The following is a 25,644-nucleotide window of genomic DNA, read 5'->3' on the forward strand; positions in this document are numbered from 1 at the left end:
CACCCACGCTAGGCTCGACAACCGATGAGTGACGGAACTTTCGACAAGGCGTTCGTCGGCGACCTGAACCGACTCTTCCGCTGGCGACGCGACGTCCGTCGATTCAGCCGCGAACCCCTCGAACCACACCTCCTCCCCGAGATCCTCGAGGCCGCGGAGCTCTCTCCGTCGGTCGGCAACAGTCAGCCGTGGCGATGGGTCGAGGTCCGGACAACGTCGGTGCGAGAGACCGTGCGCGACAGCTTCATCCGATGCAACGCCGAGGCACTCAACGGTTACACCGGCGAACGCGCACACCTGTATTCGTCACTGAAGCTCGCCGGCCTCGACGACGCACCAGTCCATCTCGCCGTCTTCTGCGCGCCCGACGCCGAGCAGGGCCACGGCCTCGGTCGCCAGACCGTGCCGGAGACGCTCGAGTACTCGGTCGTCACGGCCATCACCACGATGTGGTTGGCGGCCCGGGCCCGCGGCGTCGGCATCGGTTGGGTGTCCATTCTCGAACCCCACGCAGTGACCGAAGCACTCGCGGTTCCGGCCACGTGGAAACTGGTCGCCTACCTCTGCGTCGGATATCCCGAACACGAGAACGACATCCCCGAACTCGAACGCGTCGGCTGGCAGTCGCGCACCGAGTCGGAGAAGCGGCATCTCATCCGCTAGGCGGAACCGCCCCGGCGCCAGGATCGTGGTGCCGACCGCGATTCGGAAGCGCCGGCAGTTCGTCGGCGCGTTTCGCGGCACGTGACCGCAGTGCCCTTAGTTCGCCGTAGAACTTGTTGCGCGAGTTTCCCTGGAGATTCAGCGGCACGTCGAGGTGGGAGACGAACACATCCTCGAGTAGCCACGGCTCATCGGACTCGATCCACGACACCACGGTGTTGGTATCCATCCATCGATCGAGGTCCCATTCACCTGAACCGAAGTGCCGCTTACCGGCATTCCCGTACCGGCGCAGTTCGATTCCCAGTTGTTCCGCCAACAAGACACCGAGACTGAGACGTAGTGTCGAGGTCGAGGCCCGCCCACGGTAGTGATTGCGCAGACGCTTGCGAAGGTTCTGACTACGTCGGGATCGTCCGGACGTCGTAGGTTTATTGGGGCTGATCCCGACGTACAGCAGGGTGAGACCATCGCGCTTCACACATGCCGAAGGGTCAATCCGATCCGAGGGCAGATCACGAAACCACCACGCATAAATCCCTGCCCGCTGCGGAACGTCACCCGCAAGCACTTGGCCGCGCGCATGACGCGCACCGCGCAGGAACTCCTCCAGACGGCCCAAGCCATCGTCCCCGTCGACGCCACGTCTGTCGCTCACTCGTCCCGTGTAGCAGCGCCACTACGGCTCAAGGCACCGCCGGATGTACCCGAGACCAGATCGTGACCCAGGTCGACCACTGCTGTGACCCAACTCCAGTAACAATAGTCACGTCAATAACTTCAGAAACACCTGTCACACGGAGGTCTGCGTGCCCAGCCGTTTCACCAAAGGTGTCCGACTGGCGCTGGCGGGAGCCTTCGCAATCGGTACCACCGCGATCGTCCTGACCGCCGGTACCGGCATCGCCCAGGCCGCGCCGTGCGGCAATTCCGGAAACGGTTCGAGCTTCCTCGGATTCGGCTCGTCGGGCTCATTGGGCTCGGACTCCGGCTCGGGTTCCGGCTCCAACGTCCCCAACCCGGGACCTCAGCGACCGCTCATCCCCTACGTCGGGTCCATCTCCCGCAGCGTGGGCTGGGTGACCGGCCCGTACAGCAAGAACGACACCTACGACCGCTTCGGCATCGGCGGCACAGATCTGGGCATCGCCTGGGACAACGGTCGCGGCCAGACCCTCATGGCCTTCGGCGACACCTTCGGCAACTGCAACGCCCCGAGACAAGAGTGGCGGCACAATGTCCTCTTGCGCTCGAACGACAACGACCTGGCCGACGGGCTGAAGGTGCCGAACGGAGTGGCGGGAGACATCAACTCGGGCACCGTGATCGGAGATCGGCCGAACTTCGCCCAGGAACTCATCCCGTCGCTGGGCATCTCCAACATCGAGGTCACCACGATCCCGACCGCGGCGATCTCGCTCCCCCGCGGCGACGGCTTCCGCCAGTACATCAACTACATGTCGGTACGGTCGTGGGGTTCGCCGGGCAACTGGGTCACCAACTACTCGGGCATCGCCTACTCCGACAACAACGGTCAAACCTGGACCAGCGACCCCGACACCATCCTCATCAACGCGCCGATCGACCTCGCCCTGCCCGGCAACCTCCGCGCGGTCGACGTCAACAACGGCAAGTTCCAGCAGAACGCGTACATGCGCGGCCGGCCCGGCTCCGATGAAGCGGACTACATCTACCAGTTCGGCACGCCCAACGGCCGTTTCGGCGCCGCATTCCTGGCGCGATTCAAACCCGAGGACATCCTCGACCTCGGCAAGTACGAGTACTGGTCGGGCGAGCGGATCGGTTGGGTGGACAGCATCAGCGACATCCACGACACCGAAGGTGTCGTCGCCCGCCAACCCGTCAGCGAACTGTCGGTCTCGTGGAGCCCGTACCTCAAGAAATACGTCATGCTCGACGGGGACAACGGCATTCGGCTTCGCACCGCCGACCATCCGGAAGGCCCCTGGAGCGGCCCGCGCACCATCGTGGCACCCGGCAACCCGGTCGTGTACGGACCGATGATGCTGCCGAACTCGCCTGCGCTGATGGGCACGGGTAAAGATCTGTACTTCAACGCCTCACGCTGGAGCGACTACAACGTCATGCTGATCCGCTCCGATCTCAGCAAGCTACAGACCACTCAGTCGTAGACGCCCCGGTGATGTCTCACCCGGGCACGTGCGGGATCGTCCGGGGTGAAGCCGTCGAGCTGCACGCTGATGACGTCGAACCGGATCTGACGCCATCGTCGTTCCTGCCCGGCGAGCCAGGTGCGCGCAAGCCGACGCATCCGGGCGAGCTTGTCCGGCGTCACCGCCATGACGGGATCGTCGAAGGTCCGGCTCGCACGGGTCTTGACCTCGACGACCACCAGCGTCCCGCCGTCCGTAGTGTGCGGGTCGACGGCGACGAGGTCGAGTTCGCCATATCGGTTGCGCCAGTTACGTTCCAGGACAATCCAACCCAGTGATCCGACGAAGTCGGCGGCGATGTCCTCCCCCAGCCTGCCGACGTGCGCGCGACGATTGACGGGACGACCGGCAGACGGAACGGGATCGCTCATGCCCTGAGCTTCGCCGAACACAGCACGGCCGCGGTGGGACTGCTCCCGCCGCGGCCGTATCTGTGGACAACCATCGGGTTCTGCACACTGAGGTGCTCACCCGAGAAGAGTTCAGGGTTCGTCGGGAAGCCGCAGTTCCGGCTTCTCGAGTTCCTCGATGTTGACGTCCTTGAACGTGATCACCCGAACCTGTTTGACGAAGCGCGCCGGCCGGTACATGTCCCAGACCCAGGCGTCGCTCATCCGTAGCTCGAAGTACACCTCACCATCGGTGTTGCGGGGAATCATCTCGACCGCGTTGGCAAGGTAGAAGCGCCGCTCCGTCTCCACCACGTAGGTGAACTGCCCGACAATGTCCTTGTACTCGCGGTACAGAGAGAGTTCCATCTCGGTTTCGTACTTCTCGAGATCCTCAGCACTCATCCTGTAAGCCTATCCCTGTTGTCGTTTGCGCTGGAGACCACTCGTGCCGCGACGTTCCGGTACGACATGCGGTGTTGTGGTGACGGTCCCGCCGCATCGATGCGGGACATGTGAAGTGGCGTGCTATAGCCTTTGTGGATCGCGAAGTCGTAACCGGGGAGGTCGGAGTCCATCGCGACCATGATCCGATCCCGCGTCACCTTCGCGATGATGCTCGCGGCGGCGATGCAGGCCGCGGCCCCGTCCCCACCGATCACCGGCAGCGACGGCGCGGTCAGCCCGGGGACGACGAAACCGTCGGACAGCACATATCCGGGCGTCACGTCGAGCGCTGCGACTGCTCGGCGCATGCCCTCGATGTTCGCGACGTGGATGCCGATCCGATCGATCTCGGCGGCGTCGATGACGACCGCACTCCATGCGTCGGCATACCTGGTCACCGATCGGTACAGCGTTTCCCGGGTTTTCTCGGTCAGCCGCTTGGAGTCGTCGAGTTCGGCGAGCGAGGCCAACTGCGTCGGCTTCAGCACGCACGCCGCCACCACCAGCGGGCCGGCGCACGCACCGCGACCGGCCTCGTCGACGCCCGCGACCGGGCCGAGGCCCTGCCGGTAGAGCGCGAATTCGAAAGTCCGCAGTCCCGCCGCACGACGGACGGGTGAGCGCGGTGGCCATCGACTCATGGTGTGTGCAGTCCCCACATGATCATTGCTGGGGATTGATCGAACCGACACCACCGATCCGGGAGAAGGGATAGATGATGGCTCGGACCTTGCCGCGGATGTCACTGGTGGGCACGGTGCCCTGGAACTGGTCCTCGACGTGGTAACGCGAGTCCTGCGAGTTGAGGCGGTTGTCGCCCATCACCCACACGTTGCCCTCGGGCACCTTGATCGGGCCGAAGTCTGGGCCGAGGCACGGCGGGACCGATTCACCCGGGCCGGCGACACCGGGACCGAATGCGGCGACGGTCTCGCGCTGCAGCTCCATGTTGATGTACGGCTCGCGCAGCGGCTTGCCGTCGACCTTCACACCGACACCTTCGTCGTTGCGGCACTCGACGGTCTGCCCGCCGGTCGCGATCACCCGCTTGACGAGGTTGTTCTCGTCGGGCGGGGCGAAACCGAACCACGACAACGCATCCTGCGCCTTGTGCATGACCGGGTTCGTCGATCGCGGGGACACCCACGACCCGTTCCAGGACTCGGACGGTCCCTTGAAGACGACGACGTCACCGGGCTGGGGGTCACCGAAGCGGTAGACCATCTTGTCGATGACGATGCGATCGTTGGTGCACCCGTCGCAGCCGATCAGAGTCGACTCCATCGACTCCGACGGGATGACGTACTGCCGTCCGATGAAGGTCTGCAGCAGCCAGGTGAGGAGCAGGACGCACCCCACGATGATCACGACCTCGCGCAAGAGCGAGCCGGATCCCGACTTGCGCTTGCCGTCCTCGGTCTCGTCCGGATCGGACTTCAACCGCCAGGGACGCTTCGCACCGTCGTCGCCGTCGGTGTCAAGGTCGCGATCGTCGCTGGGTCGCTGTGTGTCGGCCACCTCGTCAGGGTAGACGCGTCAGCGCTTTTCCTTGATCTTTGCGGCCTTGCCACGCAGATCACGCAGGTAGTAGAGCTTGGCGCGCCGGACGTCACCGCGGGTGAGGACGTCGATCTTGGCGATGTTCGGGCTGTGCACGGGGAAGGTGCGCTCAACGCCGACGCCGAAGGACACCTTGCGAACGGTGAAGGTCTCGCGGACGCCGCCACCCTGGCGACGGATGACGACACCCTTGAACACCTGGACGCGTTCCTTGCTGCCCTCGATGACCTTCACGTGGACGTCGAGGGTGTCGCCGGGGCCGAAGTCCGGGACATCGTCGCGGAGGGACTGCTGGTCGAGGAAGTCGAGCGTGTTCATTGGTTGGGTCCTTGTCTGGCGTGAACGTTGAGCAGAGGAACCTGGCGGGCCGTCGGGCTTCGAACCGGTTCGTACTCCGAGTCGTCGGTGCCCGTCAGCGGGACAGGCAACCCGACTATTGTGCCAGAGAGACCCCGGTCAGACGAAATCGCCGGTCAGGGGCGTGAACCGGGCCCCACCGCGACGATGTCTGCGGCCCGGAGAGCCGAGAGTGTGGCCGACTCCATCGGGGTCGCCGCGGCGATCGCGGTGGGAGTGATCCCCGAGGCGGTCATGTGTTCGACGATCGCGAGTTCGGGTGCCCGGCCGTTCGCGGTCAGGGCCTCGTCGTCGGCGAGCTCGAGTCCCGCGCGCTGGTACGGCTGCGGATCGTTGGTCCCCACGACCACCACCCGGCGTCCACGCGCCCCCACACCGACCCCCACCGCGGTGCGGAACCACCCGGCGATGGCCGGCGGCACGCTCGCCTGCAGGTTCTCGGCGCGCCGGCGGAGCCAGGTCAGATCTCCGCCGGTGGTGTCCCGGTCGGTTCGCGACCCGGCGGCGCCGATCGTCGCGCCCAGTCCGGCGGCCCCCAATCCGGCACCGAGGGCTCCCGCACCGCCCAGCGCACCCATCGGGGCGAACGGCATCATCCCGCTGGTCGCCGCGGGCGGGGCTCCGCCGGCGGATTGCCCCGCCTCCTCCGACCGTTGGGTGTAGTCGTCACCGGCGGCCGTCAGGGCCAGACGGCCCGCACTCGACGCACTCACCCGCCACGAGTCGTCACCGACCTCGGCGAAGACCTCGGCCCGACTCCGGTCACGGTCGGCGACGAGGGCGATGGTCGTCATCTGCTGTTCGGTCTCGACAACGACGTCGGCGAAGGTCTCCAGCGACGCGGCCATGACGCGGAGCCGGCCGGCGACGTGCGGCAACGACTGCGGACCGGCACCGGTGATCTGGGCCAGCCGGTCGACGAGGGCGTCGCCGAACTCCCCCTCCACGGCCACGCCACCGATGGCCGGCGAGGCGTAGGCGGCGGTCGCCGAGACGACCACGTCGGTCACCCGCTCCACGGACTCGGCCAGGGCCCGCGCCCGCCGCGCGGCCTCGCGCAGCGACACCGGATCCGCGCCAGGCCACACACCCGGCGCGAGTTCATCCGCGATCCGTCTCGCCGAGGAGTTCATCGCGTGTCACCGGATTCGACGGCGCCGGCGGCATCCGCATCGGCCTCGGCGAGCGATTCGACGCCGCGTGTGAGGGCCTGCCGGTGCTCGGCGAGACGCACGATCACGGACCGCAGGAGGTCACCCGTTTCGGCGCTCGGGGGCCCGAAACCCCGACGAAATGCCACCGCCCCCTCCCCGACCCCGACCGCGCAGTCGATGTCGGCGAGCAGTTCGACGAGTTCGGAATGCACCGTGCCCAACCGTGTCTCGGCATTGGCCAGACGCGCGGACAGGTCCGCCGCGGTGCCCACGTCGGCGGCGACCCGGTTGCGGGAGCGGCCACCAGAGGTCATCCGGACGTCCGTTCTGGCTCGAGGCGCGCGTCGGCGTAGTCCACCCCGGAAACCGTTGCGGCAGCGAGGAGTTCACCACGCCGCGAACTGAGCGCACGATCCGCTTCGGCGATGAGGGTGGTGAGGAGCTCGGACAGCTGATCGGCACGGTAGCGACGCAGGGCGGTGGGATCGATGGAGATGTCGACAGCGAGCCCGCGCGCGTTGACGGTGACCGCGACGAGGCGGTCCCGGCTGATGGCTCGGGAGGTCAGCTCCGACAACGCCGCACGGGTCCGCGCGAGTTCGGCACGCTGACGGTCGAGTTCGTCGACCATGGCCTCATAGCCCTGCATAGCCCTCCCACCGTGCGACTCGAGTCGTGCCGAATCCTAGCCGGAATCCGGCCCGCGGTCACCGGCTGGTTTCACAGGGTCGGCGAGCAGGTCGGGTCGACGGGCGCGGGTCCGCTCGAGCGCCTGCTCGTGTCGCCACTGCGCGACCTTCGCATGGTCGCCGGAGAGGAGGACCGGCGGGACGTCGAGCCCGCGCCAGCTCACCGGACGCGTGTAACTCGGCCCTTCGAGGAGCCCGTCGGAGAACGAATCCTCCTGGTGCGAACGAGGATTCCCGAGGACGCCGTCGATCAGCCGGACGGTCGCCTCGATCATCGCCATCACCGCGACCTCGCCGCCGATGAGGACGAAGTCGCCGAGAGACACCTCTTCGACACGCACCCGGCGGGCCGCGTCGTCGAAGACACGCTGATCGATGCCCTCGTAGCGACCGCAGGCGAAGACGAGATGTTTCTCGGCGCTCCACCGCTGTGCGGTCGCCTGGGTGAACGGCACACCGGCCGGGGTGGGGACGACGAGGAGCGCGTCGTCGGGGCAGACGTCGTCGAGACACGGACCCCAGACCTCGGGCTTCATGACCATGCCGGGCCCGCCGCCGTACGGCGAGTCGTCGACGCTGCGGTGCACGTCATGCGTCCAGTTCCGCAGATCGTGGACGTCGACGCTGATGCGTCCGGCGTCGATCGCCTTGCCCAGCAGGGCAACCCGAAGGGGATCGAGATACTCGGGGAAGATCGAGACGATGTCGAGGCGCATCACTGCGCGCCGTCGGCCGAGTCCGGGTCGAGAAGACCCTCGGGCGGGTCGATGACGATCAGTTCGCGGGTCACCGTCGGCACGATCTCCCGCACGAACGGGATCAGGACCTCACGCTTGTCGGGGGTGCGCACCGCGAGCAGCTCACCGCCGGGCATGTGCAACACCGACTCGACGACGCCCACCTCGGTCCCGTCGGTGAGCTGGACGGGGACGCCCTCGAGTTCGTGGTCGTAGAACTCGTCCGGATCGTCGGACGGTTCGACCAGCGAGGAGTCGATGAGGAACAACGTGCCGCGCAGGGCATCGGCCGCATCCCGGCTCGCGACGCCGTCGAGAGACACCAACAGCCGCCCGGAGTGTTCCCGGGCGGCTGTCACGGTGAAGTCACGTTCGCCGCCACCGCGCGGCAGTCGGCCGCGCAGCACCGAACCGCGAGCGAAACGCAGGTCGGGGTTGTCGGTACGGACATCGACGACGAGTTCGCCACGAATGCCGTGCGATTTCACCACGCGCCCGACGACGAGATCCACGATGCGTTTCGTCCTACGACGTGACCGTCAGCGGTCGGTGTCGACGATGTCGACGCGCATGCCGCGTCCGCCGATACCGGAGACGAGGGTGCGCAGGGCGGTGGCGGTACGACCGTTGCGGCCGATGACCTTACCGAGATCCTCGGGGTTCACGTGGACCTCGACGAGCCGGCCGCGACGACCGGTGACGAGGTCGACCCGGACGTCGTCCGGGTTCGAGACGATTCCGCGGACGAGATGCTCGACCGCGTCGGCGACGACTGCGCTCACGCGTCACCCTCGGCGGCGGGAGCCTCGGCGGCAGCCTCTGCCGGGGCCTCGTCCTTCTTGGCGGCCTTCTTCTTCGGGGTGGTGGCCGCGGCGACCGGCTCGTTGTCGGCAGCTGCGAGAGCGGCGTTGAACAGGTCGAGCTTCGAGGGCTTGGCCTCGGCGGTCTTCAGGGTGCCCTCGGTGCCCGGCAGGCCCTTGAACTTCTGCCAGTCACCGGTCACCTTGAGGATCGCGGCCACGGGCTCGGTCGGCTGCGCGCCGACGCCCAGCCAGTACTGTGCGCGCTCGGAATCGACCTCGATCAGCGAGGGCTCTTCCTTCGGGTGGTACTTGCCGATGGTCTCGATCACCCGGCCGTTGCGGCGGGTCCGAGCGTCGGCGACGACGATGCGGTACTGCGGGTTGCGGATCTTGCCGAGTCGCGTGAGCTTGATCTTGACAGCCATGTCTACTTCTACTTTCGTGTGGTCACTGCGCAATTCTGCGACCCACCCGGAATGGTGGACCCGGTTTTGCGTCTGTTTCGGTGTGACCGTCGGGCGGCCGTGACCGTATCCGACGAACCGTCGAGCCATTCTGCCAGAACAGCGGCTGTGAAAAGAAATCCGGCATGTAGCCCCGGACGGAGATCCGGCATGTGGTTGTCCACCCCGCGAGAACAACCACATGCCGTACGTCGCCAACGCCACTCGCCTACCGAAGAATCGGTTCCCCAGGCTTGCGCGACTCCTGCCGAAACCCCGTCCTCACCCCCGGTTTCGGCAGGGTCTGCATTGAGCTGATCGGTTCGTCCCCACACGAACCTCTGCAACGCGGTTGCTACCTTACGTGTCAGTAGGTAACTGCAACCAGAGTCCACCTTGTGGCGTTGCTCACACGAGGTGGCGACCCGACGACACCACTGCTACCGGATGGCGCAGGACGCCCAGGTCTTCGCACGGGTTCTCGCCGTAGACCACGAAATCGGCGCGGTCGCCGTCACCGAGAAGGTCTGCGCCGAGCCAGCGGCGGGGTTGCACGGACGCGGCCGCGATGGCGCCGGCGTTCCCCAGTCCCACCTTCGACAGCGCCTCGATCTCGTCGACGATGCGGCCGTGCTCGACGAAGCCGCCGGCATCGGTGCCCGCGAAGATCGCCACGCCTGCCTCGCGCGCGGATTCGAAGACCTTCGGGGCGTCGGCGTGCAACTGCCGCATATGCGCCGCGTAGGTCGGGAAGCGCTCGGCGCCGTCGGCGATCCCGGGGAAGTTCTCCACCTGGATCATGGTGGGTACCAATGCGATCGAGCGTTCGACGAGCTGATCGATCAAGTCGGCGGTGAGTCCGGTGCCGTGTTCGATGCAGTCGACACCGGCTCCGATGAGGTCGACGAGGGCGTCGGTCCCGAAGACGTGTGCGGTGATCCGGGCCCCGTGTTCGTGCGCGACGGCGACCGCGGCGTCGATCTGGTCCCGCGTCCACAGCGGCGCGAGGTCGCCGACCTCGCGATCGATCCAGTCCCCCACGATCTTCACCCAGCCGTCACCGGCCTCCGCCTGTCGCGCCACCTCGGCCGCCAGCTCGTCGGGATCGTCGAGGTCGACGCCGTAGTCACGCAGATAGCGTTTCGGGCGGGCGATGTGTTTACCCGAGCGGATGAACCGCGGACAGGCGGGGTCGTCGTCGAGCGGATGGGTGTCCAGCGGTGACCCGACCTCACGGATCAGGAGCGTCCCGGCCCGGGCGTCGGCGTACGCGTAACCACGGGCTTGCTCGATGTCGACGCCGAGCCCCGGCGCGATGCCGACGTGGTTGTGGGCGTCGACGAGTCCCGGCAGAATCCAGCCGTCGTCGACAGCGGTCTCGGCATCTGCGACGGGTGTGTGGCTGATGGTCTCACCGGAGACCCAGAACTCGATCGGTTCGCCGGTGAGCGGATCGGTGCCCCGATAGTGGCGGGCGGTGCCATCCGGTGCTGGGCCATCCATTGCCGGGCTACTCATCGCTATTTCTTCTTCTTGGGCTGCTGGAACTGCGAGACGTCGATGCCCTCGAGTCCCGGCGGCAGCTGGTCGAGTCCGGCGGGCATGTTGGACAGGTCCGGGAACCCGGCGGGCATGCCGCCCGGCATCCCCGGGAAACCACCGCGCACCTTCGGCGGAGTGGGACCGCGCCCCTTGCCCTTCTTGCCCTTCTTGCCCTTGCGGTTGGACTTCCGGTTCATCCCGCCCATGCCCATGCGACCGGACATCTGGGCCATCATCTTGCGGGCCTCGAAGAATCGGTCGACCAGCTGGTTGACCTCGCTGACGGTGACGCCGGAACCGTTGGCGATACGCAGCCGGCGGGAGGCGTTGATGATCTTCGGGTTCTCCCGCTCGGCGGGGGTCATGCCGCGGATGATCGCCTGGACCCGGTCGAGTTGCTTGTCGTCGACCTGGCTCAGCACGTCCTTCATCTGGCCGGCGCCGGGGAGCATGCCGAGGATGTTGCCGATGGGCCCCATCTTGCGGATCATCAGCATCTGGTCGAGGAAGTCCTCGAGGGTCAGGTCACCCTGGGTGATCTTGGCCGCGGCGGCCTCGGCCTGCTGGGCGTCCCAGTGCTGTTCGGCCTGCTCGATGAGGCTGAGCACGTCGCCCATGCCGAGGATCCGGCTGGCCATGCGGTCGGGGTGGAAGACGTCGAAGTCCTCGAGCTTCTCACCGGAGGACGCGAACATGATCGGCTGACCGGTGACCTCGCGCACCGACAGGGCGGCACCGCCGCGGGCGTCGCCGTCGAGCTTGGTGAGCACCACACCGGTGAAGCCGACGCCGTCGGCGAAGGCCTCGGCGGTCGTGACCGCGTCCTGACCGATCATCGCGTCGACGACGAACAGCACCTCGTCGGGCGCGGTCGCGTCACGGATGTCGGAAGCCTGCTTCATCAGCTCGGCGTCGATACCGAGGCGGCCCGCGGTGTCGATGACGACGACGTCGTAGTGCTTGTTCTTCGCCTCCTCCACACCGGCGCGCGCGACGGAGACCGGGTCACCGGAGGTGACGCCGAGTGTTCCCTCACCGCCGACGCTGGTGCCCGGGTGGGGCGCGAAGACCTGGACGCCGGCCCGCTCGCCGACGATCTGCAGCTGCGAGACGGCGCCCGGACGCTGGAGGTCACAGGCCACCAACAGCGGCGTGTGGCCCTGCTGCTTGAGCCAGTTGCCCAGCTTGCCGGCGAGGGTCGTCTTACCGGCGCCCTGCAGACCCGCCAGCATGATGACCGTGGGCGGGTTCTTGGCGAAGCGCACCCGACGGGTCTCGCCGCCGAGGATGCCGATGAGCTCCTCGTTGACGATCTTGACGACCGTCTGGGCCGGGTTCAGCGCCGCGGAGACCTCGGCGCCCTTCGCCCGTTCCTTGATCCGCGCGATGAAGGCGCGAACCACCGGCAGCGAGACGTCGGCCTCGAGCAGGGCGAGCCGGATCTCGCGGCAGGTGCGGTCGATGTCGGCGTCGGAGAGCCGCCCCTTGCCACGCAGGTCCTTCAGGGCACCGGTCAACCGGTCGGAGAGGGAATCGAACATGGGTCCCATCCTTCCATGTGGGTCGGGGAACCTCGGGGGCTGGGACCTCACATCTAGGAGATCGGCACCCCCGACCGGCCGGTGCCGCCGGAGGGCTGCGGCCCGTCACCGTCCTCGTCCCGCTTGGGCTGCGGCGGCGGGCACACCGCGATGATCGCGTCGGTGAGCGTCGCACGCATCTCCTCGGTGTCCTCGGCCAACCGCAGGCTGAAGATGTCGACGACGGTCGCGCCGAGGGTGGAGACCTTCGCCCAGCGGATGTCGGCGCCGTGCTTCTCCAGGACCGCGCTCACCCGGCTCAGCAGCCCGATCCGGTCGTCCGACCGGACCTCGAGCAGCACCGTCCCGTCGGTGGCGTCGGGTTCGGGGGTGTCGAGCCAGGTCACCCGCGGCGGCGCAACCGCGAACAGGGCGGGTACCGCGTTCTTGGGGTGACCGGCACCGTCGACGTCGGGGTCGGTGCTGCCGGCGCTCGCCCCGAGAGTCACCATCGCCCCCGGCGGGGTGCTGACCGAGCCGATGGTGGGTATCGGCGACTCCCGTTCCCGCGCATCGAGACGCGCGAGCACATCGAGTTTGCCGTTGACCGAGGCGATGAGCTGCTGGCGCAGCAGACCTGCGTCCGGCGGACTGCCGAACATCGGCACGACGATGAAGGAGTTGACGGCCTTGCCGTCGTGGCTCTGCGCGCAGGCCTTGTGTGAACGCAGCCCGCCGAGCGCGAGCACTCCGGCCATCTTCGACAGCAATCCGGGCTGATCCGGCGCGACCATCGTGACGTCGTAGGTGTGCGGACCGTCGGCGCGCACGAGCCGAACCGCGTAGTCCCCCTCGGCGGCGATCGCCAGCTGCTCGAGTGTCAGCGGTTCGGGTACCGACGGCGGGATGCCGTCGATGTGGCTCATCGAGCGCCGGACGAGTTCACCGATCAGTGAGGCCTTCCATTCGCCCCACACGCCCGGGCCGGTCGCCAGCGAATCCGCTTCGGCCAGTGCCGCAAGGAGTTCCAGCAGGACGCGATTGTGACCCAGTGCGGTGGCGACGAAGTCGGCGGTCGCCGGGTCGTCGAGATCGCGACGCGTCGCGACCTGCGGCAGCAACAGGTGGTGCCGCACCATGTCGGACAGGGTCGTCACGTCCTGCGGCCACAGGCCGAACCGGTTGCCGATCTGGACGGCGAGTTCGGCGCCGACGATGCTGTGGTCGGCCCCGCGTCCCTTGCCGAGATCGTGGATGAGCGCCCCGAGAACGAGAAGATCGGGCCGCGACACCCGCGTCGTCATCGAACTCGCATACGCCGCGGTCTCCACGAGGTGACGGTCGACGGTCCAGGTGTGGATCGCGTCGCGCGGCGGAAGGTCGCGCACCGCACCCCATTCCGGCAGCAGCCGGCCCCAGAGTCCGGTGCGGTCGAGCGCCTCGATCGGATCCACCATGTGATGACCCGAGCTGAGCAGGACCAACAGGTCGCTCAACGCCTCCGCCGGCCACGGTTCCCGCAGTTCGGGTGCGTAGTCGGCCAGCCGGCTCAGGGTCGACGCGCTGATCGGCAGACCCGTCCTCGCCGACGCGGCCGCGACCCGGAGGATGAGTCCCGGGTCCTTGCTGGGAATAGCGTTGCGCGCCAAGACGATCTCACCGCTGTGCTCGACCACGCCCTCGTCGAGCGGGCGGCGCAGCGGGGACCGGCGCAACTTGGCCAGGCCGCGCCTCGGGAGTGCGTTGCCCGCGGTCCGCAAACCGACGTCGATGGAATAGCTGATCGTGCGGGCCGAGTCACTGATGACACGCGCCAGATCGAACCGGTCCCCGATTCGCAGGGCGGCCCCGATCTCGTCGGCGTCCTGCGCGCGCACCTGTTCGCGCGGACGGCCCGCGATGCGGTGCAGTTCGGTCCGGATATCGAGGAGCCGCGCGTAGGCGACCTGCGGTCCGGCGCCCGGCGAATCCGGCCGCAGACCGGCCATCCCGTGGGTGAGCTGGGCGATCGCCAGAGCACCGAGGAGCTGTACATCGCGCAACCCTCCCCGACCGTTCTTCAGGTCGGGTTCGGCGCGATGCGCGATGTCGCCGGCACGGCGCCAGCGATCCTGAGCGTGGGCGACCACATCGGGGAACCGATGACGGATGTCGTTGCGCCACTGCTGGCGCACACCACCGATCAGCAGATTCGACAGATCCTCGTCACCCGCGATGTGGCGGGCCTCGAGCAATCCGAGGGCTGCGGTGACGTCCTCAGCGGCGACCTGCAGCGCCTGCGGAACGGTCCGGACACTGTGATCGAGCGGGATGTTCGCGTCCCACAACGGATACCAGAGTCCGTCGGCGACGTCGGACACCCGCTCGAGGGGCATGTCGTCGTGCAGCAGGATCAGATCGAGGTCGGAGTACGGCAGCAGTTCGCCGCGTCCCAGTCCGCCGACCGCGACGATCGCGAATCCGCTGTGGGGTTTGATGCCGAGTTCGGCGCCCTTGCTGGTCAGCCAGAACTCGTGCAGGTCGACGAGCACCTGGCGCAACGCCGGTGCGTCGAGTTTCCCGTTCCGGCTCGACTCGGTGAGCTGCCGGCGGGTCTTGGCCAGATCGGTCGCGGCTACGGGAGCCTCCTCGGTCTCGGGGGTTGAACGGTGCGGCCCCGCGCCCGACTGGTCGTCGGACGCGGGGCCGCGCTTGGGGTTCAGAAAGGGCACGAGCTCACTTACAGAGCGTCGCCGCCGCGCTCGCCGGTGCGGACACGCACGACCGATTCGACCGGCGAGACCCACACCTTGCCGTCACCGATCTTGCCGGTACGGGCGGCCTCGACGATGACGTCGACGACCTTGTCCACGGCCGCATCGTCCACGACGACCTCGACGCGGACCTTCGGCACGAAGTCGACCGAGTACTCGGCCCCGCGGTAGACCTCGGTGTGGCCCTTCTGGCGTCCGTAACCCTGGACCTCGCTGACGGTCATACCCAGGATGCCCGCCTGCTCCAGACCGGCCTTGACGTCCTCGAGCGTGAACGGTTTGACGATTGCAGTGATCAGCTTCATTAGTTATCCCTCTCCACGGGTGTCAGCGTAGTAGCGATTGGACTCGATCGTCATGCCAGCTCGTAGGCAGTCTCAGCGTGTTCTGCCTCGTCGATGCCGCTCTTCTCGTCCTCATCGCTGACGCGCCAGCCGAGCGGCTTGAGGGCGAAGGCGATGATCGCGGTGAGCACGGCGGTAAACGCCAGGGCGAAGAAGGCGATGACCGCCTGGACCACGAGCTGCTTGTAATCGCCACCCCAGAGGAGCCCGACGTCCTTGCCGAGGAGACCGATGGCGAGAGTGCCCCACAGGCCGGCGACGAGGTGGACGCCGACGACGTCGAGCGAATCGTCGTAGCCGAACTTGTTCTTCAGGCCGATGGCCACCGCGGCCAGGGCACCGGCGATGAGACCCAGGATCAGCGAGCCGACCGGGGTCAGCGCACCACAGGCCGGGGTGATCGCGACCAGGCCGGCCACGATGCCCGAGGCGGCGCCGACGCTGGTGGCGTGCTTGTCGCGGATGAGTTCGACGATGAGCCAGCCGATGATCGCGGCTGCAGTCGCGGCCGTGGTGTTGACCCACACCTGGCCGGCGAGGAGGTCGGCACCCAGCTCGGAGCCGACGTTGAACCCGAACCAGCCGAACCAGAGGAGTGCCGCACCGAGCATGACGAACGGGATGTTGTGCGGACGGTAGGCGGTGCGACCGAAGCCGACGCGCTTGCCGATGATGAGAACCAGGACCAGAGCAGCGATACCGGCGTTGATGTGGACCACGGTGCCGCCGGCGAAGTCGATGGGCGCAACAACAGCCGCACCCTCGTCGTCGGTGCCGAACATCTTGGCCGCCAGACCGTCCTCACCCGCACCGAGCAGACCGCCGCCGCCGACCAGGCCGCCCCAGACCATGTGGGACAGCGGGAAGTACACGATCGTCGACCACAGAACGGTGAAGACCATCCAGGTCGAGAACTTCACGCGTTCGGCTAGGGCACCGCTGATGAGGGCAACGGTGATGACCGCGAAGGTCAGCTGGAAGCCCATGAAGACGATCGCCGGGATCGAGAGCCCGCCGGTGACGTACTGCTCGGAATCGCCCTCACCGATCGTGCTCATGAGCTGGTCGGAACCGAACAGCGCGAACGGGTTCGCGAAGATGCCGAGAATGTCGTTCTCGCCGGTGATGCCGTCGCTGAAGGACATCGAGAAGCCCCACAGCACGTAGACGACGCTGATCGTCGCCAGGGAGCCGAACGACATCATCATCATGTTCAGGACGGACTTGCCGCGTGCCAACCCCCCGTAGAAGAAGGCAAGGCCCGGGGTCATCAGCAGGACGAGCGCGGCCGACACGAGCATGAATGCCGTGTTGCCCGTGTCGATGGGGCCAAACGATTCGTTTGGCAACAGAGCCAAATCCACTACGAAAACCTCCTCAGATGCACCGACGGCTCGGCGCCTGCAAAGAGATTGTCGGCACTCGGTTTCCGCAGTGGTGCCTTCACGTTTCGGGTACGTAACCCGATGAGCGATTTATATTTCGCGGGTGTAAAACACCAGGTTTCGGAGTGCGGCGATCACAGCAGCGCGTCGACGAAGGCCTCCGGCTCGAACGGCGCCAGATCATCGGCGCCCTCGCCCAGACCCACCAGTTTCACCGGCACGCCCAGTTCCTTCTGCACGTGGAAGACGATGCCGCCCTTGGCGGTGCCGTCGAGCTTGGTCAGCACCACACCGGTGATGTCGACGACCTCGGCGAACACCCGCGCCTGCATCAGCCCGTTTTGGCCGACCGTCGCGTCGAGCACGAGCAGCACCTCGTCGACCGGTGCCTTCTTCTCCACGACGCGCTTGACCTTGCCCAGCTCGTCCATCAGGCCGGTCTTGGTGTGCAGGCGACCGGCGGTGTCGATCATGACGACGTCGACGCCCGACGCGATGCCGCGGTCGACCGCGTCGAACGCCACCGCGGCCGGATCGGCCTGTTCCTTGCCGCGGACGATCTCCGCACCGACGCGCTCGCCCCAGGTCTGCAGCTGGTCGGCGGCGGCCGCGCGGAAGGTGTCGGCTGCACCCAAGAGCACGCGACGTCCGTCGGCGACGAGAACGCGGGCCAGCTTGCCCGTCGTAGTGGTCTTGCCGGTGCCGTTGACGCCCACGACCAGTACGACGGCCGGACGACCCGCATGCGGCAGCGCGCGGATCGAACGGTCCAGCGTCGGGTCGAGCTGCTCGACGAGTACCCGCTTCAGCAGCGCGCGGGCCTCTGCCGCCGACTTGACCGGGTTCGCGGCCAGCTCGGACCGCAGGGTCTCGACGACGGTCGTGGTGGTCGCCGTACCGAGGTCGGCCATCACCAGGGTGTCCTCGATCTCCTCCCAGCTGTCCTCGTCCAGGTCACCGGCGCCGAGCAGACCGAGCACACTCTTGCCGATCGCGCCCTGCGACCGGGACAGCCGGCCACGCAGCCGACCCAGACGGCCGGCGGTCGGTGCGATCTCCTCGCGCGGCGGTGCCGTGACCGCGCCGGACGCGTCGTCGGGTGCAGCCACCTCGGGCGCAGCCACCTCGGGCGCGGTCACCTCGGGCGCGATGACGTCCGGCTCGGCGACCTCGGGTGCTGCGGTCTCCGGCGCCGCTGCCTCGGGTGCGGTTGCCTCGGGCTCTGCTGTCTCGGGCTCTGCTGTCTCGGGCTCTGCTGTCTCGGGTTCGGCTGTCTCGGGTTCGGCTGTCTCGGGTTCGGCTTCTACCGGCTCGATGACGTCGGGCAGGGACACCTCGGTGATCCCGCGGCGGTGGGAGTCGCGCGGCACCGCGGCGTCGTCGCCGACCGTGGGCTGACCGTCGACCTCGGTGCGCTCCTCGACCGGCTGGACCGGCGGTTCCGGCCGGACCGGCGGCTCCGGCTTGCGCTCCGGTGCCGGCTTGCGCTCCGGCGGTTCGGCCAGGGCCGTGTCACCTCGGCTGAAACTGAAGCCCGACCCCGCCTGATAGCCCCCGGAACGGTCGACCTGGGGCTTGCTGCCGTCGACGATCTCCGGCTGCGTCGTCGTATCGGACAGCGAGATGCGACGACGACGCGCCAGCACCAGTCCGAGCGCGATCAGCGCGGCGATGACGAGCACCGCGACGACGATCCCGATGATGATTCCGGTGTTCACTGGCTGGTGTCCTCCTGTTGAGCCACGGGCATGTTCACGCCGCGCATGCGCTGCGAGATGACGGTCGTGATGCCGTCCCCGCGCATGCTGACGCCGTAGAGGGCGTCGGCGATCTCCATCGTGGGCTTCTGATGGGTGATGACGATGAGCTGCGACTTCTCCCGCAACTGCTCGAACAGCTTGATGAGACGGCGCAGGTTGGTGTCGTCGAGCGCCGCCTCGACCTCGTCCATGACGTAGAACGGCGACGGGCGGGCGCGGAAGATCGCGACCAGCATCGCGACCGCGGTCAGGGACTTCTCCCCGCCCGACAGCAGCGACAGCCTCTTCACCTTCTTACCCGGCGGCCGGGCCTCCACCTCGATGCCGGTGGTCAGCATGTCGTTGGGTTCGGTCAGCACGAGTCGACCCTCACCGCCGGGGAACAGCGTCTGGAAGACCTGGCCGAACTCGCGCTCGACGTCGGCGTAGGCCTCGGTGAACACCTGCAGGATGCGGGCGTCCACGTCCTCGACGACGTCGAGCAGGTCCTTGCGTGCGGCCTTGACGTCCTCGAGTTGTGAGGACAGGAAGTTGTAGCGCTCCTCCAGCGCCGCGAACTCCTCGAGTGCGAGCGGGTTGACCTTGCCGAGCGTGTTGAGGTCTTTCTGCGCCTTCTTCGCCCGGGCTTCCTGGGTGGCGCGGTCGTACGGCATGGGTGCCGGGGCCACCACCTGTTCGCCCCGGCCCTTGGCCTCCTCGTACTCCTGCATCTCCAGGGCCGAGGGCGGCATCGGGACGTCCGGACCGTATTCGGCGATCAGGTCGTCTGGCGACATCGCGAACGTCTCGAGAATCTGCTCCTCGAGCTGCTCGATCCTCAGCGCCACCTGGGCACGGGCCACCTCGTCACGATGCACGGTGTCGCGCAACGAGTTCAGCGTGGTGGTCAGCTCCCCGGACTTCAGGCGCAGCTCGTCGAGGGTCGCCGAGCGCGCGACCCGGAGCTCCTCGAGCTCGTCGCGGCCCGCCTGCGCCGACGCGACCGCCGCCGCGAGACGCTCGGCGACCTGGGCGCCGGCCCGCTCGACGGCCACCGCCACCCCCGCGGCCTGTCGCCGGATCTCGTCCTGACGACGTGCCCGCTCGCGGGCCTCCCGCTCACGCTGGGCGGCGCGACGCAGCGAATCGGCCTTGCCACGCACCGACGAGAGGCGTTCCTCGGCGGTGCGCAGTGCCAGACGCGCCTCCATCTCGGTACCGCGGGCGATCCCGACGGCCGCCGCGGCGGTCGACCGCTCGGAGTCGTCGGCGGCCATCTCCGGACCCGAGTCCGACTCGTCGCGGGCCAGCCGCAGCCGTTCCTCCAGTTCGCGGAGGGACTCCAGGGTCTCGGCGCGACCTTTCTCCAGCAGGTTGCGCTGACGGGTGAAGCGATCGGCCTCCGCCCGGGCGGTGCGGATCTCGTGGCCCAGTCGGGCCATCTGCTCATACGCGGCGCCGACACTGGAATCCGATTCGTGGAGCGCGGCGAGTGCCTCCTCGGCCGCTTCCCGACGTTCCCGCTGTTCGGTGAGTGCCCCGTCGAGTGCGGCCTCCAGCTCTTCGACGCGCCGTCGGGTCGCGGCCAGGTCCTCGGTCGCGGCGTCGATGGCGGACTGCACCTCGAGCGTCGACGGACGCCGCGACGATCCACCCTCGATCGAGGCGGGACCGATGCGGTCACCGGCGTGGGTCACCACGCGCACGCCGAGGCTGCGGGCCAGTTCCAGGCCCCGGGCGGGGTCGTCGACGATGACGGTGTCGGCGAGGACGGTGTCGATCGCGGTGCGGATCTCCGGACCACAGGTCACCGCGGAGGATGCCCAGCGAGCGCCTTCGGGCAAGGCAGCGTCTCGTTGCGGTACGGAGTCGGTGAGGCCGCCGCAGATCAGGGCGGCCCGTCCCCCGTCGCCGGACTTGAGGGCCTCGAGCGCGCGGATGGCCGCCATGCCGTCGACCGTCACGATGCCGTCGACCGCCGGGCCGAGCGCACCGGCGATCGCGGTCTCGAAGCCGGGTTCGACGGTGACCAGCTCCGACATCGGTCCGAGCAGGCCGTCGGGCGCGTTGTCGAGCAGCCAGGCGCCGCCGTCGTTGCGTTCCAGGCCCATGGCGAGGGCCTCGACCCGCGCCGACAGTGAGGCGATGGACTGTTCGGCCTCGCGGTGCTGCGCCTGCAGGGTCGCGACACGTTCGTTGGACAGGTTCAGCGCGGTGACGCACCGCTCGTGGTGCTCGTCGAGGGCCTGCTCGGACGCCTCCAGCTGTGCAAGCTCCCCCGCTGCCGAATCCTGTTGCATGGCAGCGCTTTCGGCACGTTCGGTGGCGTGGGCGATGGCGGCCGTCAGACGGTCGGCCTCGGCGTCGACCCCCTCGGAACGCGTTCGCAGGTTGTCGACCTGTCCCTCGAGACGGGCCAGTCCTTCCCGACGGTCGGCGATCGCCTGGACGGCGGCGAGATGGGCGGCCTCCGCGGCCTCGGCGATCGACTCGCGCTCGCGGAGCACCTCGCGGGCCGTCTCGAGTTGTTCGGCGGCGATCTCGACGCCCTCGGTCAGTTCGGCCTCGAGTTCGGCGGCCTCCAGGGCCTGCTCCTCGAGTTCCTCCGGGTCGGGTCCGGTCGCCTCGGTGGCGGCTTCGCTCAGATAGCGGCTGCGCTCGGCGGCGACCCGCCGGGTCGCGTCGACGCGCTCGGCCAGGGCCGACAACCGGAACCAGGCGCGGCTGGCCGCCGCGGCCGCCGGGGTGACCTCGGCGAGATGCTGCTCGTGTTCGGTCACCTCGGCATTGGCGCGATCGAGTTCCGCGGCCACCTCGTCCTGGCGGCGCCGCACCTCGTCCTCGACGGCGGCGTGTTCGGCCATCTCGGCGCGCCGGATGACCAGGTCGTCGGCGGCGAGGCGCAGTCGGGCGTCGCGGAGGTCGGCCTGGACGGTCTGCGCGCGGCGGGCGACCTCCGCCTGCCGGCCGAGCGGCTTGAGCTGGCGTCGCAGTTCGGCCGTGAGGTCGGTCAGGCGCGCCAGGTTGGCCTGCATCGCGTCGAGCTTGCGGACCGCCTTTTCCTTGCGCTTGCGGTGTTTGAGGACGCCGGCCGCCTCCTCGATGAACGCGCGACGGTCCTCGGGACGCGACTCGAGGATCGCCGACAGACGACCCTGACCGACGATGACGTGCATCTCGCGGCCGATACCGGAATCGGAGAGCAGCTCCTGAACGTCCATGAGGCGACAGGTACTGCCGTTGATCTCGTATTCGCCCGCGCCGTCGCGGAACATGCGGCGGGTGATCGAGACCTCGGAGTACTCGATCGGGAGCGCGCCGTCGGCGTTGTCGATGGTGAGGGTCACCTCCGCACGTCCCAGCGGCGGACGTCCGGAGGTGCCGGCGAAGATCACGTCCTGCATCTTGCCGCCGCGCAGCGCCTTGGCGCCCTGCTCGCCCATGACCCAGGTCAGGGCGTCGACGACATTGGACTTACCGGAGCCGTTGGGGCCGACGACGCACGTGATACCCGGCTCGAAGCGCAGGGTCGTCGCCGAGGCGAACGACTTGAAGCCCTTCAGGGTCAGGCTTTTGAGGTGCACGACGGTACAGAGTACTCACCATCGCGATGGGTTTCGGGCAACGCTCACCGTTCGAGGAAGCCGGTCAGGTCTCCGCGCGCGGGGTCGAGGCTGTCGACGACGAGATCGACCCGCCCCGGGGTCTCTCCCGACCGGAGCGCGTCGAGCAGCTCCAGGACTTTGTCGCGGGACCCCTCGGCCACGACGTGCACGCGTCCGTCGGGCTGATTGGACGCGTAACCGACCAGACCGAGCTCCAGCGCCCGTGACCGCGTCCACCACCGGAACCCCACGCCCTGGACGTGTCCGTGGACGAACGCGGATAACCGGACGGGGTCGGCACTCATGACTCAGTCCGTCACGATCTTCAGGTCGACCTCGGCGCCGGCCTTGATGGTGCGGCCGACCGTGCACACCGCGTCGATGGCGCGCTCGACGACGACGAGCAGCCGCTGTGCGGCATCGGGGTCGAGTTCGGAGAGGTCGACCTCGAGGATCTCCTCGATCCGCGGGTACACCTCGTTCTCGCGGTCGGCGTCGCCGCTGACCCGGATGGTGGCGTCGTAGTCGTCGCCGAGGCGGCGCGACAGCGGCCGGTCCGAGGACAGGCCGGTGCAGGCCGCGAGGGCGATCTTGAGCAATTCGCCCGGCGTGAAGACGCCGTCGACGTCCTGCGAGCCGATCAGCACCTCGGCACCGCGCGAGCTGCGCCCGGTGTACCGGCGGGTCCCGGTGCGCTCGACCCAGAGGTCGGTGCGCGCGGGCTCCGCAGCCTGGGCCGGGGCGGCGGTGTTCTGTTCGATCGTCATGCTGGGATGAGTCCTCTCAGGCGGCGGGGCGGCGCTGGCACCGCAGACCATAGTAAGAGCCGGGGATCAGTAAAGATTCCCCAACCAGTCGCGCCCGACGTCGTCAGGCAGCTGCCGCCTCTCGGCTCGCGTTGCGTTCTTTCCATTCCCACACCGCGTAGATCACCTCGGTCGCATACCCGAGGTCGAGCTTGCCGCCACCCACAGGCACCGTCGCATCCGCCGCCACCCGCTCGTCCGGCGACCACTGCCCCGGCGCGCGTGTCGCGGGGCTCACGTCGATCACCGAACCACCCGGCCCGTGGAACGAAAAACGTTGCGACCCATGAGCGGTGATGCTGAACTCACCCCGATGCAGCGCACGGTGACAGCTTCCACACAACAGAATCAGGTTGTCCAACCCGGTCTCCCCACCGGCTGACCAGAACACCACATGATGGGCGTGCAGATGCCGTGTGCGTTCACAGCCGGGCATCTGACAGCACCGGTCCCTCACGAACAACGCCCTGACCAGTGCCCTGTTCGGCGTTCGCGACTTACGCCCCAGCCCCAGCAACGCCAACTTCCCTGGAGCTCCGGACACCCTGCTGGACAACACCTTCCGAACCGCAGCACCACAGTGCGCCTCCTCCAGTTCGGCCTCCGACAGCGCCGGCCCGTCATCGAGGTGGGCCTGTTCTCCACCCTCGTCGGTATGGATCAGGATCTCGGCTCCCGGCGCGAGATCAGGCATCGCGATCCCGTCGTGCACCATGTCGGCCATCGCCACCACCGCCGGCGCCAGATTCGACGGCACATTCCGCCACAGGTCCCGGCGATTCGCCGGCCTGACCTCGGAGTCCCGTTCACCATCCACGGTTTCCAACTCACCCGCAGCGTTCCGCGGAACGCTCGACACCGCGGGCAGATCCGCATCGTCGAAGGTCCGGGTGCGCTCGTACTCGGCACGGACCACACCGGCCAGGAACCGGGCACCATCAAGCGGAGACAACCTCAGCGACACAGACAAGGAGCCATCCGCATTCCACTTGCACCGGCCCGTCGACTCCGCCGGGGTGCGATTCTCCGGCTCGATGCCACGATCCCGATCGATCTGTCCCATCGCACGTACCGCCCGCTCCAGCTGCGACGCCGTGCACGACGACGCCAGGTTCACCAGCTCCTTCTCACGCAACGGGGTCGCCACCCGCGTCAGCGCCCGCACCTTCGAATACGACAACCGCCCCGCACCGAACGCCTGCCGAATCAGCGGTAACTCCGTCAGAGCCTTCGCCACCCGGACCTGCTCCTGCGCTGTGCGTTGAGAGACACCCGCCTTCCACGACAACCAGTGTGCGAGCGAATGAATACCCGGCCCCCTCCACGACTGCCGCTCATCCAACTCCGCAACCAGAGACAAGAACTCGGCCGTGAGCGCGGTGATCTGCGCGGCATAACCCAGCACTCTGCTTTCCAACGCCTCATCGGACAGAGACGCCGGATCCGCGCCATCGAACATCGACGACACATTCTCACCGTGCAATACCGAAACAGACACCCCAAGCCCCCCAGCTGTTCGAACGGATATGCGAACAACTTAGCGGCGCCCACCGACAAAACAGCTGGTCACGTCGCGTCGCGCGTTCCGCGGAACGCTCATCACGTTTCACCGGACGCGTCAGAGCTGCGCAGGAAGTGTCAGTGACTCAACGTGCACGGCGCCGAGGCACGGTCTGGCACTTCGGGCAGAAGTAAGAGCTGCGGTTCATGAACGATTCCCGGCGCATCAGCGTCCCGCACCGGCGGCACGGCAGCCCCTCGCGTCCGTAGGCGTTGAGCGAGCGTTCGAAGTAGCCCGACTGGCCGTTGACGTTGACGTACAGCGCGTCGAAGGACGTACCCCCGACCTCTACCGCCTCGGTCATCACCGCGGTCGCCGCATCGATCAGTTCGAGGAGCTTCTTGCGCGAGATCGTCTCCGCGATACGTGCGCCGTGCAGTCGCGCACGCCACAGCGCCTCGTCGGCGTAGATGTTGCCGACCCCGGAGATGACGGTCTGATCGAGCAGGACGCGCTTGATCTCGGAGTGCTTGGCCCGCATCCGGGTCACCACTGCTGCCGCGTCGAAGGCGGGATCGAACGGATCGGGCGCGATGTGCGCGACCGACACCGGGATGTCGTCCACATAATCGTCGAGATGCCATCCGCCGAACGTGCGCTGGTCGACGAAGCGCAGTTCGTTGTCGTCGTCGAGGGTGGCGCGGATGCGGAGGTGGGTGTGGTCGGGTGCCCCATTGCGGGCGATGAGCATCTGTCCGCTCATGCCTAGGTGTACGACCAGGGCGACACGATCGGCGTCGTCGGCGAGGTCGATCCACATGTACTTGCCGCGGCGCCGCACCCCGGTGACGTGTTTGCCGGCCAGACGTCCGATCAGATCGGGTTCACCGCCGACATGACGACGGGCGGCACGCGGGTGCAGTACCTCGACCGACGTCACCGTCCGCCCGGTCAGGTGCTTCTCGAGACCCATTCGCACGGTCTCGACCTCGGGTAGTTCAGGCATGTACGC

The 25,644-nt window shown here is 67.9% G+C and carries 26 protein-coding genes; 2 read left to right on the forward strand and 24 right to left on the reverse strand.

Annotation, left to right across the window (positions count from 1 at the left end):
- The first annotated feature begins 24 nt into the window (after window positions 1–24).
- Window positions 25–663 (forward strand): 5,6-dimethylbenzimidazole synthase, encoded by a 639-nt coding sequence (gene bluB / locus GAA2_RS14130; RefSeq protein WP_024498399.1) that lies wholly within the window; start codon window positions 25–27, stop codon window positions 661–663.
- Here bluB and GAA2_RS14135 read toward each other — a convergent pair.
- Window positions 653–1,321, reverse strand: a complete 669-nt coding sequence (locus tag GAA2_RS14135; RefSeq protein ID WP_232513101.1) for a GIY-YIG nuclease family protein — start codon at window positions 1,319–1,321, stop codon at window positions 653–655. The two genes, bluB and GAA2_RS14135, sit on opposite strands and share 11 nt — an antisense overlap.
- 151 nt (window positions 1,322–1,472) lie before the next feature.
- On the opposite strand from GAA2_RS14135, the gene GAA2_RS14140 reads away from it, so the two are divergent.
- Window positions 1,473–2,816, forward strand: a complete 1,344-nt coding sequence (locus GAA2_RS14140; protein ID WP_024498397.1) for a DUF4185 domain-containing protein — start codon at window positions 1,473–1,475, stop codon at window positions 2,814–2,816.
- On the opposite strand, the gene GAA2_RS14145 is transcribed toward GAA2_RS14140, so the two are convergent.
- The 23 genes from GAA2_RS14145 to mutM form a co-directional block, all read right to left on the reverse strand.
- Window positions 2,807–3,229 (reverse strand): YraN family protein, encoded by a 423-nt coding sequence (locus GAA2_RS14145; protein WP_024498396.1) that lies wholly within the window; start codon window positions 3,227–3,229, stop codon window positions 2,807–2,809. The two genes, GAA2_RS14140 and GAA2_RS14145, sit on opposite strands and share 10 nt — an antisense overlap.
- 111 nt (window positions 3,230–3,340) lie before the next feature.
- Window positions 3,341–3,652 carry a DUF2469 domain-containing protein gene (locus GAA2_RS14150; RefSeq protein WP_005198978.1) on the reverse strand — a complete coding sequence of 104 codons (312 nt, stop codon included), beginning with the start codon at window positions 3,650–3,652 and terminating at the stop codon, window positions 3,341–3,343.
- Window positions 3,649–4,335: a ribonuclease HII gene (locus GAA2_RS14155; RefSeq protein ID WP_006438169.1), complete on the reverse strand. Its 687-nt coding sequence runs from the start codon at window positions 4,333–4,335 to the stop codon at window positions 3,649–3,651. Before GAA2_RS14155 ends, GAA2_RS14150 begins: the two co-directional genes overlap by 4 nt.
- 22 nt (window positions 4,336–4,357) lie before the next feature.
- Window positions 4,358–5,212, reverse strand: coding sequence for a signal peptidase I (lepB, locus tag GAA2_RS14160; protein WP_024498395.1), 855 nt, complete (start codon window positions 5,210–5,212; stop codon window positions 4,358–4,360).
- A gap of 18 nt (window positions 5,213–5,230) precedes the next feature.
- Entirely contained in the window at window positions 5,231–5,572 is a 342-nt protein-coding gene (gene rplS, locus GAA2_RS14165) for a 50S ribosomal protein L19 (protein ID WP_024498394.1), read from the reverse strand.
- A gap of 155 nt (window positions 5,573–5,727) precedes the next feature.
- Window positions 5,728–6,744, reverse strand: a complete 1,017-nt coding sequence (locus GAA2_RS14170) for a hypothetical protein (RefSeq protein ID WP_024498393.1) — start codon at window positions 6,742–6,744, stop codon at window positions 5,728–5,730.
- Entirely contained in the window at window positions 6,741–7,079 is a 339-nt protein-coding gene (locus GAA2_RS14175; RefSeq protein WP_024498392.1) for a hypothetical protein, read from the reverse strand. Before GAA2_RS14175 ends, GAA2_RS14170 begins: the two co-directional genes overlap by 4 nt.
- Window positions 7,076–7,414 (reverse strand): YbaB/EbfC family nucleoid-associated protein, encoded by a 339-nt coding sequence (locus GAA2_RS14180; RefSeq protein WP_024498391.1) that lies wholly within the window; start codon window positions 7,412–7,414, stop codon window positions 7,076–7,078. The genes GAA2_RS14175 and GAA2_RS14180 overlap by 4 nt, the downstream gene beginning before the upstream one ends.
- Before the next feature lie 36 nt (window positions 7,415–7,450).
- Complete coding sequence (trmD, locus tag GAA2_RS14185) at window positions 7,451–8,170, reverse strand: tRNA (guanosine(37)-N1)-methyltransferase TrmD (RefSeq protein ID WP_024498390.1); 720 nt, start codon at window positions 8,168–8,170, stop codon at window positions 7,451–7,453.
- A complete protein-coding gene (gene rimM, locus GAA2_RS14190) occupies window positions 8,170–8,703 on the reverse strand; it encodes a ribosome maturation factor RimM (protein ID WP_024498389.1) in 534 nt (177 codons plus the stop codon). Before rimM ends, trmD begins: the two co-directional genes overlap by 1 nt.
- 27 nt (window positions 8,704–8,730) lie before the next feature.
- Window positions 8,731–8,973: an RNA-binding protein gene (locus tag GAA2_RS14195; RefSeq protein WP_006438176.1), complete on the reverse strand. Its 243-nt coding sequence runs from the start codon at window positions 8,971–8,973 to the stop codon at window positions 8,731–8,733.
- Window positions 8,970–9,419 carry a 30S ribosomal protein S16 gene (gene rpsP / locus GAA2_RS14200; protein ID WP_006438177.1) on the reverse strand — a complete coding sequence of 150 codons (450 nt, stop codon included), beginning with the start codon at window positions 9,417–9,419 and terminating at the stop codon, window positions 8,970–8,972. Before rpsP ends, GAA2_RS14195 begins: the two co-directional genes overlap by 4 nt.
- A gap of 426 nt (window positions 9,420–9,845) precedes the next feature.
- Window positions 9,846–10,940 (reverse strand): amidohydrolase family protein, encoded by a 1,095-nt coding sequence (locus GAA2_RS14205; protein WP_024498388.1) that lies wholly within the window; start codon window positions 10,938–10,940, stop codon window positions 9,846–9,848.
- A 17-nt stretch (window positions 10,941–10,957) separates the two neighbouring features.
- Complete coding sequence (gene ffh, locus GAA2_RS14210; protein ID WP_024498387.1) at window positions 10,958–12,520, reverse strand: signal recognition particle protein; 1,563 nt, start codon at window positions 12,518–12,520, stop codon at window positions 10,958–10,960.
- 53 nt (window positions 12,521–12,573) lie between these two features.
- Complete coding sequence (locus GAA2_RS14215; protein ID WP_024498386.1) at window positions 12,574–15,210, reverse strand: [protein-PII] uridylyltransferase; 2,637 nt, start codon at window positions 15,208–15,210, stop codon at window positions 12,574–12,576.
- A gap of 8 nt (window positions 15,211–15,218) precedes the next feature.
- Complete coding sequence (locus GAA2_RS14220; RefSeq protein ID WP_004572306.1) at window positions 15,219–15,557, reverse strand: P-II family nitrogen regulator; 339 nt, start codon at window positions 15,555–15,557, stop codon at window positions 15,219–15,221.
- Window positions 15,558–15,607: 50 nt separating this feature from the next.
- On the reverse strand, window positions 15,608–16,960 hold the full coding sequence (locus tag GAA2_RS14225; protein WP_006438181.1) for an ammonium transporter: 1,353 nt from the start codon (window positions 16,958–16,960) through the stop codon (window positions 15,608–15,610).
- Window positions 16,961–17,115: 155 nt separating this feature from the next.
- Window positions 17,116–18,699, reverse strand: coding sequence for a signal recognition particle-docking protein FtsY (gene ftsY / locus GAA2_RS14230; protein WP_024498385.1), 1,584 nt, complete (start codon window positions 18,697–18,699; stop codon window positions 17,116–17,118).
- The gene (gene smc, locus GAA2_RS14235) at window positions 18,696–22,304 is read right to left on the reverse strand and encodes a chromosome segregation protein SMC (protein ID WP_024498384.1); all 3,609 of its coding nucleotides are present in this window, start codon (window positions 22,302–22,304) and stop codon (window positions 18,696–18,698) included. Before smc ends, ftsY begins: the two co-directional genes overlap by 4 nt.
- A 44-nt stretch (window positions 22,305–22,348) precedes the next feature.
- Window positions 22,349–22,630 (reverse strand): acylphosphatase, encoded by a 282-nt coding sequence (locus tag GAA2_RS14240; RefSeq protein WP_024498383.1) that lies wholly within the window; start codon window positions 22,628–22,630, stop codon window positions 22,349–22,351.
- A gap of 3 nt (window positions 22,631–22,633) precedes the next feature.
- The gene (locus GAA2_RS14245; protein ID WP_024498382.1) at window positions 22,634–23,092 is read right to left on the reverse strand and encodes an OsmC family protein; all 459 of its coding nucleotides are present in this window, start codon (window positions 23,090–23,092) and stop codon (window positions 22,634–22,636) included.
- Between the two features lie 103 nt (window positions 23,093–23,195).
- Window positions 23,196–24,590: an HNH endonuclease signature motif containing protein gene (locus GAA2_RS14250; protein ID WP_024498381.1), complete on the reverse strand. Its 1,395-nt coding sequence runs from the start codon at window positions 24,588–24,590 to the stop codon at window positions 23,196–23,198.
- A gap of 187 nt (window positions 24,591–24,777) precedes the next feature.
- A complete protein-coding gene (mutM, locus tag GAA2_RS14255; RefSeq protein WP_024498380.1) occupies window positions 24,778–25,638 on the reverse strand; it encodes a bifunctional DNA-formamidopyrimidine glycosylase/DNA-(apurinic or apyrimidinic site) lyase in 861 nt (286 codons plus the stop codon).
- Window positions 25,639–25,644: the final 6 nt, after the last annotated feature.

It is taken from the genome of Gordonia ajococcus (genome assembly GCF_012974285.1).
GTDB lineage: Bacteria > Actinomycetota > Actinomycetes > Mycobacteriales > Mycobacteriaceae > Gordonia > Gordonia amicalis.

Bases quoted from the DNA above. Each gene is read 5' to 3' on its own strand.
- bluB (WP_024498399.1), top strand. From the start codon at position 25: ATGAGTGACGGAACTTTCGACAAGGCGTTCGTCGGCGACCTGAACCGA.
- GAA2_RS14145 (WP_024498396.1), bottom strand. From the start codon at position 3,229: ATGAGCGATCCCGTTCCGTCTGCCGGTCGTCCCGTCAATCGTCGCGCG.
- GAA2_RS14150 (WP_005198978.1), bottom strand. From the start codon at position 3,652: ATGAGTGCTGAGGATCTCGAGAAGTACGAAACCGAGATGGAACTCTCT.
- GAA2_RS14155 (WP_006438169.1), bottom strand. From the start codon at position 4,335: ATGAGTCGATGGCCACCGCGCTCACCCGTCCGTCGTGCGGCGGGACTG.
- rplS (WP_024498394.1), bottom strand. From the start codon at position 5,572: ATGAACACGCTCGACTTCCTCGACCAGCAGTCCCTCCGCGACGATGTC.
- GAA2_RS14170 (WP_024498393.1), bottom strand. From the start codon at position 6,744: ATGAACTCCTCGGCGAGACGGATCGCGGATGAACTCGCGCCGGGTGTG.
- GAA2_RS14175 (WP_024498392.1), bottom strand. From the start codon at position 7,079: ATGACCTCTGGTGGCCGCTCCCGCAACCGGGTCGCCGCCGACGTGGGC.
- GAA2_RS14180 (WP_024498391.1), bottom strand. From the start codon at position 7,414: ATGCAGGGCTATGAGGCCATGGTCGACGAACTCGACCGTCAGCGTGCC.
- trmD (WP_024498390.1), bottom strand. From the start codon at position 8,170: ATGCGCCTCGACATCGTCTCGATCTTCCCCGAGTATCTCGATCCCCTT.
- rpsP (WP_006438177.1), bottom strand. From the start codon at position 9,419: ATGGCTGTCAAGATCAAGCTCACGCGACTCGGCAAGATCCGCAACCCG.
- GAA2_RS14205 (WP_024498388.1), bottom strand. From the start codon at position 10,940: ATGGATGGCCCAGCACCGGATGGCACCGCCCGCCACTATCGGGGCACC.
- ffh (WP_024498387.1), bottom strand. From the start codon at position 12,520: ATGTTCGATTCCCTCTCCGACCGGTTGACCGGTGCCCTGAAGGACCTG.
- GAA2_RS14220 (WP_004572306.1), bottom strand. From the start codon at position 15,557: ATGAAGCTGATCACTGCAATCGTCAAACCGTTCACGCTCGAGGACGTC.
- GAA2_RS14240 (WP_024498383.1), bottom strand. From the start codon at position 22,630: ATGAGTGCCGACCCCGTCCGGTTATCCGCGTTCGTCCACGGACACGTC.
- GAA2_RS14245 (WP_024498382.1), bottom strand. From the start codon at position 23,092: ATGACGATCGAACAGAACACCGCCGCCCCGGCCCAGGCTGCGGAGCCC.
- GAA2_RS14250 (WP_024498381.1), bottom strand. From the start codon at position 24,590: ATGTTCGATGGCGCGGATCCGGCGTCTCTGTCCGATGAGGCGTTGGAA.
- mutM (WP_024498380.1), bottom strand. From the start codon at position 25,638: ATGCCTGAACTACCCGAGGTCGAGACCGTGCGAATGGGTCTCGAGAAG.